12 protein-coding genes and 1 other annotated feature are annotated in these 12,770 nt (G+C 38.1%); of the genes, 7 read left to right on the forward strand and 5 right to left on the reverse strand.

Translation table 11 applies throughout. From position 1 onward, the window contains the following. Positions 1 to 232: 232 nt before the first annotated feature. The gene (locus ACXITR_RS05075) at positions 233 to 487 is read left to right on the forward strand and encodes a hypothetical protein (protein WP_457996148.1); all 255 of its coding nucleotides are present in this window, start codon (positions 233 to 235) and stop codon (positions 485 to 487) included. Positions 488 to 491: 4 nt separating this feature from the next. On the opposite strand, the gene ACXITR_RS05080 is transcribed toward ACXITR_RS05075, so the two are convergent. Beyond that, entirely contained in the window at positions 492 to 917 is a 426-nt protein-coding gene (locus tag ACXITR_RS05080; protein WP_457996149.1) for a GtrA family protein, read from the reverse strand. Positions 918 to 1,158: 241 nt separating this feature from the next. Between ACXITR_RS05080 and ACXITR_RS05085 the strand changes: the two genes are divergently transcribed. The 4 genes from ACXITR_RS05085 (at position 1,159) to ACXITR_RS05100 (ending at position 8,139) form a co-directional block, all read left to right on the forward strand. Beyond that, a complete protein-coding gene (locus tag ACXITR_RS05085) occupies positions 1,159 to 5,190 on the forward strand; it encodes a PAS domain-containing protein (protein ID WP_457996150.1) in 4,032 nt (1,343 codons plus the stop codon). A 145-nt stretch (positions 5,191 to 5,335) separates the two neighbouring features. Beyond that, positions 5,336 to 5,525: a sequence feature (ribosomal protein L10 leader region), on the forward strand. An 85-nt stretch (positions 5,526 to 5,610) separates the two neighbouring features. After that, positions 5,611 to 6,147, forward strand: coding sequence for a 50S ribosomal protein L10 (gene rplJ / locus ACXITR_RS05090; protein WP_457996174.1), 537 nt, complete (start codon positions 5,611 to 5,613; stop codon positions 6,145 to 6,147). 61 nt (positions 6,148 to 6,208) lie between these two features. Continuing rightward, complete coding sequence (gene rplL, locus ACXITR_RS05095) at positions 6,209 to 6,589, forward strand: 50S ribosomal protein L7/L12 (protein WP_457996151.1); 381 nt, start codon at positions 6,209 to 6,211, stop codon at positions 6,587 to 6,589. 131 nt (positions 6,590 to 6,720) lie between these two features. Further along, a complete protein-coding gene (locus ACXITR_RS05100) occupies positions 6,721 to 8,139 on the forward strand; it encodes an MFS transporter (RefSeq protein ID WP_457996152.1) in 1,419 nt (472 codons plus the stop codon). 32 nt (positions 8,140 to 8,171) lie between these two features. On the opposite strand, the gene ACXITR_RS05105 is transcribed toward ACXITR_RS05100, so the two are convergent. The 3 genes from ACXITR_RS05105 to ACXITR_RS05115 form a co-directional block, all read right to left on the reverse strand. Continuing rightward, positions 8,172 to 8,444 (reverse strand): RNA recognition motif domain-containing protein, encoded by a 273-nt coding sequence (locus ACXITR_RS05105; RefSeq protein ID WP_193800299.1) that lies wholly within the window; start codon positions 8,442 to 8,444, stop codon positions 8,172 to 8,174. Between the two features lie 234 nt (positions 8,445 to 8,678). Beyond that, a complete protein-coding gene (gene aroQ / locus ACXITR_RS05110) occupies positions 8,679 to 9,131 on the reverse strand; it encodes a type II 3-dehydroquinate dehydratase (protein WP_457996153.1) in 453 nt (150 codons plus the stop codon). A gap of 18 nt (positions 9,132 to 9,149) precedes the next feature. Continuing rightward, entirely contained in the window at positions 9,150 to 9,293 is a 144-nt protein-coding gene (locus tag ACXITR_RS05115) for a hypothetical protein (RefSeq protein ID WP_457996154.1), read from the reverse strand. Positions 9,294 to 9,573: 280 nt separating this feature from the next. On the opposite strand from ACXITR_RS05115, the gene pirA reads away from it, so the two are divergent. After that, entirely contained in the window at positions 9,574 to 9,738 is a 165-nt protein-coding gene (pirA, locus tag ACXITR_RS05120; protein WP_457996175.1) for an arginine synthesis PII-interacting regulator PirA, read from the forward strand. A 162-nt stretch (positions 9,739 to 9,900) separates the two neighbouring features. After that, on the forward strand, positions 9,901 to 11,535 hold the full coding sequence (locus tag ACXITR_RS05125) for a mechanosensitive ion channel (protein WP_457996155.1): 1,635 nt from the start codon (positions 9,901 to 9,903) through the stop codon (positions 11,533 to 11,535). 62 nt (positions 11,536 to 11,597) lie between these two features. Here the strand turns inward: ACXITR_RS05125 and ACXITR_RS05130 are convergent, their stop codons facing one another. Next, positions 11,598 to 12,701, reverse strand: a complete 1,104-nt coding sequence (locus ACXITR_RS05130; RefSeq protein WP_457996156.1) for a serine hydrolase — start codon at positions 12,699 to 12,701, stop codon at positions 11,598 to 11,600. Positions 12,702 to 12,770 lie beyond the last annotated feature (69 nt).

Consider the following 12,770-nt stretch of genomic DNA (forward strand, 5'->3'; position numbering starts at 1 on the left):
AGTAATGTGCGTAAGGTATTCAAGGGATTGACTTCCCTAGCTTCTTTCGTCGGGACAAATATCGCCCAAGAAAATGTAATGGTGACGCGCTTGGTAAGTTAAAGCATTGATAGCAAAGTCGAAAAAATAAATAAATTTTTTAATCCTTCTGCGGTCGGTGCGCCTGTGGAAGTAAAATAAACAGCCCAGTAATGGCGTTCTGACGGAGACTACGGTCTAGTTAAGAGTCTATATGGGAATCCCCTCGCCTTCAGGCAGGGGAGGTTCAATAGTCGGCAAAGATGATAACTTCCTAAGCTCTCCCCCCGATGGTGTACCCACTTCCATTCCCCGAGGTGATGTTGCCCATACCGTTATAGCATCCCTGAGCGCCCCCCATGCTCGAAATAAAGCCTTTGATTTAATCTCAAAACCAGAGGATTTTCCCCAAGCTCAAATCACCAAAGATTGGGATAAATTATTTTCTCAAACAACCCCCGGGCTGTAACAATCTAAGACCGATATTTTTTGTTCTTCCTCTTCTTAAAACTCCAACTATGATGAAAAAAGTAGTTCACAGGAGTTAATATTGCTGTGCAAAAAATATTGGCTATTAAATAACCCATTTTTGCCATATCTACCAGAATAAATACTCCCAATATATTAAGAAAGTGACTAGAAGCCATGACACTATAAAACTTCCATAGCTCTCGCCAAAAAAGTTTTTTTCTAGTTTTAAAAGTCCACTTTTTGTTTAAATAAAAACTAACAAAGTTTACAGAGAAAATGGCAATTGTCGTAGAAATCAAATAGTTTATCTCTAAAACAGAAGTTAATCCATATAGTATTCCTAAGTGTAAAATCCCACATACTCCCCCTATGGCTAAAAAGTTAGTGATTTTTTTTGTATTTAAACTTTTTTGAATTTTTTCTATCATTATAAATAAACTTTAGATAGGGATAAATGTAATAGTTTTGTTTACAGGGAATAACCTATGTTATGTGATTTTAAACTTTGTTTTTTTGTTTCTAAACCCTAATATTTTCTATGGTGTGATAACAATTTGTTTTTGTAGGGTAACTATATTAATATTTATTGATTTTCTTCTTTGATAATTTATATTTGCCATTCTTTAACTATACAATGGTAAAAAAATACTTTGCAACGTAGCTCTTAAAATGCGATCGCCCTTAAACCGTTCACAAAGGAAAAAAAAAGATAAACTAATTCCCCTAAGATGGATAATTATTACCCCCTTTGTCTGTCAAATTTTTGGGGCAGTGAGCATCATCAGCTACGTATCCTATAGTAGCGGACAAAGAAACGTCCACAAACTCAGTAATCAGTTGATGGATAAAACCGCCGAAAAAGTAACCCACACCCTTGATAACTATTTTCAAGAAGCCCAAGAAATAAACCAACTCAACAGAAGATTAATAACATCAGGACTACTCGATACCAATAACTTTGAACAACTAGGCAAATACTTTTGGCAACAATTGCAAACATATGATGTCGTGTACTTTAGCTACGGTAACATCAACCGAGAATTTGTGGGAGCAGGTCATGGGAAAATGGACAATGAAATTAGCATCATTCGTCAACCAGAAATCAACACCATTTATCGTTACAAATCCGACAATCAAGGCAACATCACCGACGAATATTTAGAAGAATCCATTACAAATATCCACGACCAAGCATGGTTTACTGAACCCAAAACTCAGAAAAAAGCACTGTGGACTCATCCCTACCACTGGCCAGAAATTCCTAATGATTTATATATCAGTGCCAGCGCCCCCGTATTTGATAACGAACAGCAAGTCATGGGGGTGGTGTCTGTGGATGTGAGCCTGTCAAAAATTAGCGAAATTCTTAACCCCATCAGAGTCGGTGAAACAGGAAAACTAATTATTGTAAGTTCATCAGGATCATTAATTGCCACTTCCTACCCACAACCACCATTTACCCTCAATGCCCAAGGCATAGCCCAAAGAATTACACCCCAAGAAATAGGAGATCCCATGGTTGATTCTGCCCTAGAGTTAATCAATGAATCTCTTCGGGTGGGCTATGATCTTACACAGTTAGACGAAAGTCTTTTTTTACATAATTCAGAAGTTTTTGTTAAGATCACCCCCTATCAAGATGACTATGGCTTAGAGTTAGCTATTCTTACCATTGTTCCTTCCCAAGACTTTACCGCCGAAATTCAACGCAACCTTGACAATACCATTATAATTTCCCTTTTAACTTTCATTAGTGCTACCCTCATCAGTATTTTAACTGCCAAAAAAATTAGTAAACCATTATCGAAATTATTAAAAGCTAACGATAATTTTGCTCAGGGAAATGTCATCAAGTATCCAAAAAAAAATTATACTAACATTAGTGAAATCGAAACATTATCTAAATCTTTTTTCTCCATGGCGAGTCAAATTCAACAAACCATGAATCAAAATGAAACTCGCTATCGGCAATTGGTAGAGCAACAAACTGACTTCGTAATTCGATCGCACTTAATCAATGAAAAAACCAATCCAGACTGCATAATTATTTTTGCCAACAACTCATTTTCCGAAACCCTTAATCTTCCCTCCGAAGAAACCATCGGCAAAAAATGGTCAGAGGTAGTCTTTCCAGATGATATGGAAAAAATTATGGCGTTGGTGTTAAAAATGTCCCCCGAAAATCCTGAATTTTACATCGAAAATAGAAACCTTAACGGTAAAGGAGATATTCTTTGGACACAATGGCTCAACCAAGGATTTTTTGACGAATCAGGAAAACTAATAGAAATCCACTCATTAGGGAGAAACATTACCCAACTCAAACAAACAGAAATAGAGCTTAGGGATAGTCAAGAAAAATTTAATCAATTGGCTCTCTCCTGTCCGGGTATGATTTACACTTATGTAATGACCCTCGATGGTCGGCAATATTTTGAATATGCTAGTCAGGCAGCGGAAGATATTTTAGAGTTATCCCCTGAGCAACTGGTAAATGATATTGATAATTTTACTCGCTTAATTCATCCTGAGGATATTTCCCAATTTGAAGAAGCAACATCCCATTCTGCCCTTAACCTACAACCTAGTGTTTTTGAGTTTAGAATTATTACCCCCAGTGGTAAGCTCAAATGGTTACAAGCCAACGATCGCCCCGAGAAAAGAACCAATGGTGATGTAGTCTGGACAGGGGTAATGATAGAGATTACAAAACAGGTTGATGCCCAACATCGCCTTGAAAAAATTCCTGCCAACGTTCCTGGGATGATTTATCAATATGTTCTTAAACCCGATGGTACTTCTTACTGTCCTTATATGAGTAAGGGTGTCACTGATTTATTCGGTTTACAACCTTCCGATGTTTACGATAGTGCAGATCCTATCTTCGAGCGCATCCATCCCGATGATCTGGGTAGAATGATTGATTTAATCATGCACTCCGCTGAAACCATGACCACTTGGAGATGTGAATATAGAGTTTGTTACCAAGAAGATAAGATAACGTGGGTATTAGGACAGGCTACCCCTCAAAAGGAAATAGATGGTAGTACCACATGGTATGGATATGTTTACGATATAAGCGATCGCAAAGAAGCAGAAGAAGCTCTCAGGGAAAGCGAACAAAAGTATCATCAAATTCTTGATTCCACCTCAGACATGATTTTGGTCAAAAATATTAATGCAGAGTATGTATGGGCAAATAAAGCCTTCCGAGACTTTTATAATATGAGCTTGGAGGAATTACAGGGACTTATTGATGCTCCCCACAACAAACCTGAATATACCGCTCAATATATTAAGGATGATGCTACTGTAGCCAGAACTAAAAAATCTCTCATCATTGAAGAAAAAGCCCTCCGTTATGATGGGGTAGAAAGATGTTTTTCCACTATCAAATCTCCCATTTTTGACGATGAAGGTAATGTGATTATGACGGTGGGAGTATCAAGGGATATTACTGAAGCCCAACAAACAGCCGTCGCTTTAGCCCAAGCCAAGGACGATGCAGAAGCCGCCGCACGGGCAAAAAGTAATTTTTTAGCTAATATGAGCCATGAAATTCGTACCCCCATGAATGGAGTGATAGGGGTGGCTCAACTTCTCGCTCTTTCTTCTCTTTCCCCCGAACAAAGGGAGTTGGTGGATACCATCGAGGAAAGCGGAAAGGTACTGTTGACGATTATTAATGATATTCTCGATTTTTCCAAAATTGAATCGGGTAAATTAGAGTTGATGCAAGAGTCTTTTTCTCTCCATGAGTTGATAAAGTCTATTACTCTACTTTTTTCTAAACAGGTTACGGACAAAACCATTGATTTTCAATATCATATTGATGATTCTGTGGCGCCTGAGTTGATGGGGGATAGTTCCCGTATTCGGCAGATTTTCCTCAATTTGATTAGTAATGCTTTTAAGTTTACCGCTGAAGGTTTTATTAAAATTAATGTTGAGGGCGATGGTTCTTTTTTGGGGGATAATTCTACCCAGTCTCTAGTTATCTCCATTGAGGATAGTGGCATTGGTATTAAGGGCGATCGCATTTCCCAACTATTTACTCCCTTCACCCAAGCAGATACATCCATCAGCCGTAAATATGGCGGTACAGGGTTAGGACTGGCCATCTCCAAGAGTTTAATCAACCTTATGGGAGGCACAATTTGGGTCGAAAGTGGGGGCAACATCGGCGGTACTCCCCCTGAAAATTGGACTGTTTCCCCCGAGACGAAATCTGGCTCTACCTTTTATTTCACCCTCCATCTTCCCATTGCTGAAGAATCAGCTTTTTCTTATCCATTTAGTCCGAATATAATCCCTTCAAATTCTCCAAAAGATAGGTCTGAATTTAAAATTTTGCTGGCTGAAGATGATCGAGTTAATCAGAAAGTAGCTCTTTTAATGCTCAAAAAATTAGGTTATAAAGCTGATGTTGTTGTTAATGGTTTACAGGTGTTAGAAAAAGTTGCCCAACAAGACTACGATCTCATTTTGATGGATTTACAAATGCCTGAAATGGGCGGTATTGAAGCTACCCAAGAAATTAGAAACACCCTAACGGGCGATCGCCCCTACATTATCGCCTTGACTGCCAATGCCCTTCCCGAAGACCAAAACCTTTGTTTATCGGTGGGTATGAACGATTTTCTCACCAAACCTCTCCAACTTAACGAGCTTCAAAGGGCGATCCTGAAAGGATATGCTTAGCAGCAATGGGCAATAGTAGTAATAGTTCTAGTATTAGATTATCAATATAGCATAATCAAAATAAGCAACACCTAACTTTTTTGTGTAAACTATTGACTTAAGCAAGAAAATCAGTTATCATTGTATGTTGGAAAGTCAAAATAATATATTAATTTGGCTCAAGCCGAAGACAGCGGGAGCATAAAACGTGCTTAAAATTCCTGCCTAGGTTGATGCAGATACTTATAAAAGGTGAAATTCCCCAAAAGAATTAAACCAACTATATTAAAAAACTATCTTATAAATCATCAACCCAAAACCCGGCTAGAAATAGTGAGGGTTTTTTATATTTTAAGTCGGTATATGGCAATGATTGAATTTTTTTAAACTCAACCATGGTCAAAAAACCACAAAAATTAAACACCTAAGGAGGTGAGAACAATATCTAAATCCCTTGAAAGCAAAAAGAAAGAGGTAGCCGATATTAAAGGCTTACTCGCCGAAGCTCAACTAGCATTAGTCATCGATTATCAAGGGCTTAGTGTTGCTGAAATTAGCGATTTGCGTAATCGCCTAAGAGAACAAGGCGGAGTTTGTAAAGTGACCAAAAACACTTTAATGAGCAAAGCCATCGAAGGTGACGCAAATTGGGAACCCATGAACGAATTTCTCAGTGGTTCCTCTGCTTTTGTTTTAGCTGACGCAGAAAACCTCGGCGGTACCGTAAAAGCTTACCAAGCATTCCTCAAAGATCGCAAAAAAAGCGAATGTCGTGGCGGTGTAATGGAAGGCAAAGCGCTTACCAAAGAGCAAGTAAAAGCCCTAGCTGACTTACCTACCAAAGAAGAGCTTATCGCTCAAATCGCTGGTTCTATCAATGCTGTTACTGCGAAAATCGCCCGTAGCATCAATGAAGTACCTAGTTCTTTGGCCCGCGCCGTTGATGCCGTTAAATCCCAACAAGAAGAAGCGGCCTAAGTTTCATACTTTTGACTGTATTTTTTTCTAATTAAACAAAAATAGGAGATCGAATCTAATCATGTCTGATAAAGTAGCAAATATTGTTGAAGAGTTAAAAACCCTAAGTCTTTTAGAGGCTTCCGAATTAGTTAAACAAATCGAAGAAGTATTTGGCGTAAGTGCCGCTGCTCCTGTCGGTGGAATGATGATGGCTGCTCCTGCTGCCGCTGCGGAAGAAGCTGAAGAAAAAACTGAATTTGATGTAGTTCTCGAAAGTTTCGGTGATGCTAAAATGGCTGTTCTTAAAGTCGTTCGTGGTATCACTGGTTTAGGCCTCAAAGAAAGCAAAGAGTTAGTAGAATCTGCTCCTAAAGCAATCAAAGAAGGTACTAGCAAAGAAGATGCTGAAGCTATTAAGAAACAATTAGAAGAAGCTGGTGCTAAAGCATCTATCAAATAATTTTTTCTAGTTTCAAATAAGACTGAGCAAGGGGTTTTCAGCCCCTGTTCTATAATTTAGAGGGAGGTTAATCATCTACCTTCTTTTTTTATATTCTTTTACCCGTCACCTATTCAGGTACGCCCCCATCTTTGACTAGCTTTGCTCAACAGTTGGATGATTCTCCCATCACTCGCCCCATGTGGTTGTTGTGGTTTTTATCTGCTTCTTTGATTGCCCTTGATGGCTTTGATTTTTTTGTCATTGGCATTGCTTTACCTTTTTTAAGGCTTGATTTTGCCCTTACTACTAATGATACTGCTATGATAGCAGTAAGTGCGATCGCCGGGGCGTTGGTGGGTTCTCTTACCCTAGGGGCTATCACGGACAAGATTGGGCGCCAAAAGATGCTCTTAATCGATGTATTTTTGTTGATAAGTGCTAGTGTTGCCTGTGCTTTATCTCCGAATACTACATTTTTGATTATCTCTCGATTTTTGGTGGGGGTTGGTATTGGTGCTGATTATCCCATCAGCGTAGCCTATATCACCGAGAATGTACCCTCTCGCCACCGAGGTAGGATGGTCATCGGTGCTTTTGCTTTTCAGGCCATTGGCACGGTTATGGGGGCGCTAGTTGGTATCGTTGTTATCAGTTATTTTCAGTCTTCCTATGGTGAGAGTTCTATGGTTGCCATTCATTATGCTTGGCGATTAATGTTAGGAATTGGAGCATTTTTTGGCATTTTAGTAGGTCTTTTAAGACTTAAATTTTTACTAGAAAGTCCTTTTTATCATATCAATCGAGGGGAGTATGAAGAAGCATCCCAATCAGCTTCTATTTTATTAGAAAAAAAGGTTATTATTACCGCTGAAACTGAGCCAATAAAAGAGCAAGAGGTTCTAAACTACGGGGCTTTATTTTCTCCTCGGTATCGTATTAATACTTTGTTTGCTTCTTTGCCTTGGTTTTTACAAGATATTGCCACCTATGGGATTGGCATTTTTACCCCTACTATTATTGCTTTTCTCGCCCTTAATAATGAGTCCGATTTTTTGGTACAGCAAATTAAGTCTTCTCAGGGGGCGATGATAGTAGATTCTTTTTTGGTATTAGGATTTATTTTAGCGGTATTATTAATTAATAAACTAGGTCGAATATTTTTACAAGTAACGGGTTTTTTAGGGATGGCTGTGGGTTTATTTTTGTTAGGAATAGCTTCTTTTTTCCCTGATCAAAGTACCGTTAATATTGCTTTAATTTTGGGCGGTTTTTTCCTCTTTAATTTATTTATGAATGGTGGGCCTAATTCTACTACCTTTTTATTATCAGGAGAAGTTTTTCCTTCCTCCATCAGGGCTAGTGGAGCTGGTTTGGCAGGGGCGATCGCCAAGGGGGGAGCTATTTTAGGAGCTTATTTATTACCTTCTGTCCAAGAACAAATTGGAGTGAATAATGTTTTATTTATCCTAAGTATATGTTGTATTTTAGGAGCGATAATGACTTATGTTTTATCTCGAAAAGTTGTATTTTTTAACCCAAAAACAAACAACCCCCAACACGAATGTTAGGGGCTACATTTGACCAAAACTAAAGAAATACCTTAGAATCTATCACGACGGTTTCCACCTTCTTCACGAGGCTTTGCTTTATTAACCTTCATTTGTCTGCCCATCCACTGAGCACCATCTAAAGTTTCGATTGCAGTTTCTTCTTCACTATCACTAGACATTTCTACAAAACCGAAACCGCGCATTCTTTTAGTTTCACGATCTACAGGTAAATAAACACGTTTTACTTGACCATAATCAGAGAAGACAGTTTGTAAATCTTCTTCTGTAACATCATAGGATAAATTCCCAACATATATGGACATAGACTTGCTCCAAAATCTTAATTTACACTAGGGCAACTGAGACGACGGACGTGACTCTTTCCATACTGTTCAAGGAATAACCTTACTATACTGGAATCAAACACTGTTACCGAAACGAACCTCAAATTAACACTAATTCTAATTTATCATATTACCCGTGTAATTGACAGAGGAAGATCATAGATAAACCAATGAATAATCGAGCATAAATCATTGATTATTGATAATAAGCAATTAATTTTTTTGACTTTTCAAATGATTTACTAAAGCCTGTAAACCCAATAAATAACTATCTACTCCAAAACCGCTAATTTGCCCGATGGAGATGGGAGCAATGTAGGAATGGTGGCGAAATTCTTCACGACGATATATATTGCTAAGGTGAACCTCCACCGTAGGAAGATTCACCCCTGTCAAAGCATCTCTGATAGCTACACTCGTATGAGTATAAGCCCCCGCATTAATCACAATCCCTTGATAATTTCCTAGAGCCTGATGAATTACATCGACTAAGTAACCCTCATGATTAGACTGAAAACAACTTATCTCAACCCCTATCTTTTTTCCTTGCTCCATAAGGAGTTTATTGACACCATCAAGGGTTAAGCTACCGTAGATTTCAGGTTCTCGTTGTCCCAAAAGATTAAGGTTAGGACCATGCAATACTAAGATTTTTAAGTCAGACACACTTTTCTATTAAGATAATTAACGATAGCCATTGGAACGACGATCTCTAACAGGAATAGGAATCAATTCTGGTTCAGGCTCGGCTTGTGGTCCAGCTAATGCTTCCACTAACTTTTGAGTCCACTCTTTGATTTTTTCGATGATTTTCTCTATTTGATCCATTAATAAAGAAGACTCCCATAATGCTTTTTGTCATTAAAACCATCATAACGTTTACTTTTTGTAAATGCAACTGAGGAAAACCTAGGGGTAATTTTTCCTACCAATTGATGGAAAATGAGATTTTTCTTTTTACTTGGATTTGTCTTCAATTAACAAGGGAGTTTCTTCTTTAAACTATTATCTATTAATTTTTTGTAATAATTGATACCGTTTTCTTTTAATAAAGGTAGAATTGAATTATAGAGTAAAAAAGCCTTTAAAACTGAGGATTAGAATTATGATGAATATAACCCGTAAAAATCAAATGAGAGCAGAAGCAGGAAAAGCATATAGAGATACCTTAAGAAAAAATTTGGAACACCGCCTAGAAGTTGCTAGAAGTCAAGGAAATCAAAAGTTAATTCAACAATTAGAACAAGAAGCTGCTTATTTACATCTTGCATAATTTTAATCAATATTTTTCTTTACATATCTACTTGAGCCTATCTATTGTTGGATAGGTTTTTATTTTTTATAAGAATTACTCACATATTAGAAAACATTTGATTTATTGGGGATATATAGATATATTGAACAGGTATCTGTATAAATAACAAATCATAAGAACATGAAACTAATGATGGATTCTCCACCAGACTTAAATGCTCTTAGTTTATTTGCTCAAGTGTCTGAAGTGCAAGAAGCATTACCAATTCCAGATGACGTAGTGAGTGCGCTTTTAAGTTTAGGAAAGGGGATATTAATTTTAATTGTTGGTTTAATTTTTGCCAATATTTTTAAGGGTTTTGTCAGAAAATCTTTGCATAAAACTGACATTGATAACCGATTAGCTGCTTTTATCATGGGTGACAATGCCGATGATGGAAAGAAAATTGAAACTGAAAAATGGATTTCAGAAATAGTCGGTTGGATTATCATCCTTTTTGTGGTGGTTGCTTTTCTCAATGCTTTGGAACTAAATTTGGTTTCTGAGCCTTTGAATGCCCTTTTAAATGAGGTGATGAGCTTTTTGCCCAATTTAGGGGGGGCGGCTATTATCCTTGTGGTGGCTTGGTTATTGGCTACGGTGGTGAAGTTAATCGTCATAAAAACTTTATCACAGTTTAATTTTGATGAGAAGCTAAACCAGCAGGTGCAAGAAGAAGATGGAGAGGTTGCCGACTCTAGTGGGGCTGATATTGCCATCGGTGATACCATCGGTAATACTCTTTTTTGGTTTATTATCTTACTGTTTTTGCCCTCTATACTAGGTATTTTAGGGTTAGATGGCACTTTACGACCTTTGGAGGAGTTGGTTAATGATATTTTGGGGGTTGTACCCAATGTATTTGCCGCTTTAATTATTGCTTTTATCGGTTGGATTGTGGCTCAAGTGGTGAAAAAGGTTGTTACTAATTTATTGAAAGCTAGTGGGGCTGATGCCATTGGTGCAAAATTTGGTATGTCCACTACTAATAAAAAACAGTCTTTATCCTATGTTATTGGCTCTGTGGTATATGTCTTAATCTTAATTCCTATTGCAATTACGGCTCTCGATGCCTTACAAATTCAGGCTATTTCTGTACCTGCGATCGCAATGTTGGATCAAGTTTTGGACATACTACCGAAACTATTTGCCGCTATTGTGGTTTTAGGATTTGGTTATTTTGGGGCTCAATATTTAGCGGAATTATTGGTTAATCTTTTAACTAATATAGGTTTCAATAACGTATTTGTGTGGCTAGGCATTACCCAAGGCGCCCCTGTGGTGATGGAGGAAAATCCTGAGGTAGAAAATAATTCCCTGACGAAAACCCCTGCTCAAATTGTGGGTATCATCCTTGTCATTGCCATTATGTTGGTGGCAACCATTACAGCGGTGGATATTTTACAAATTGAAGCGCTTAAGGAAGTTGTTGCTTTTATTTCCCTGTTGGCGGGGCAAGTATTAGTGGGGGTAATTATTTTTGCGGTGGGCTTATATTTTGCTAATTTGGTATATCGATTAGTGATTAATTCTGGTACCCAACAAGCTCAATTTTTAGCTCAGGTTGCCCGTATTTCGATCATTGTATTAGTAGCTGCCATGGCACTAGAAAGAATTGGTATCGCTCCTAATATCGTTAATTTAGCCTTTGGTTTGCTCACTGGGGGGATTGCCGTTGCGATCGCCCTTGCCTTTGGTTTAGGGGGTAGAGAAGCCGCAGGAAACGCTTTACAGCGATGGTTAGACTCCTTTACCAATGGAGGAAGCGACTCTTAATTATGGGGGTAAGAGATGATAGAGATGTTCAATGATACGTCTCTATCGATACAGATAAAATGTTAATTACTACTAGCCGTGGGGCGAGGTTGATACCACTTAAAATGTTGGTAAGCCTCACGGGATATTTCCTGAATCATGGTACGGGCAGTATAATCATTATGGGGACGTTGTACCAAAACTGCTCCTACATAACGTTTTCCAGTGGGCATATCAATAATTCCCCCATCCCCCAATACCTTCCCTATATCTCCAGTTTTATGATAGATCATCGCATCAGGTTCAATGCCTTGGGGTAACAAAGTCCTAGTAATAGTTCTTTGCATGATACCTAAAAGACGATCCCTAGATCTAGTTTCTACTAAATCCCCATTACTAACCTTCACCAGAGTCATAGCCAAATCCCTTGCACTAATAGTGTTTGTACCTTCTAAATCAGGGAGATAATTATTAATTACCGTAGATTCTAAACCCCATTCCTTAAATCGCTGATTAAGGGCTTCTGCCCCCCCTAGCCTTTCAATTAACATATTAGTGGCAGTGTTATCACTACGAATAATCATCTCCTCAGCAACCTTTAAAGCAGTATATTGAGTCCCAAGGGGTTGATATTGCATTGTCCCCGCCTCCGTTGCTCTCGTTTCCTCCGTCATGGTGAGTTTTTCATCAAGCAAAATTTTTCCCTCATCCACATCCTGAAAAAAAGCAACTAAAATAGGAGTTTTGATGGTACTTGCTGCGGGAAAAGCCTCCATGCCATTCATGTTGACAAAAGCCCCATTATCTAAATCTACAAAAAATAAACTGGGTTGAAGGTGGGAATATTTTTCAAATAATACTGTCATTTTTTCTCTCAAGGGCATCAATTCTTGAGTAAAGACAAAGGAATTATTAGTGGGGGTTTCGGGGATAGTCTCTATGTTATTCGCCGATACCTCTGTACTTTCTTGGGTAATGGTAGATGATTCGCTTTCTTCCCCTGATTTAGTCAGAAAAGGTAAATTTAAGTCAGGAAATACAGGCTCGGTTAAATCAATATTGGCTAATATACTTCCAAAAATAGTGCCTAAGCTGATGCCTACGATGCTGAGGCGAAAAATAGAGTTTATAAATACATTGAGAAGATTCTTTTCAGGGAGGTTAGATTTTCGGGGGGAGGATGTCATATTTCTTCAGCGGTGCAATGGTGTATTTACTTGTTATTAATATTACTTTAAGTATTTCATTGGAACAAA

This window comes from Cyanobacterium sp. (assembly GCF_054166785.1).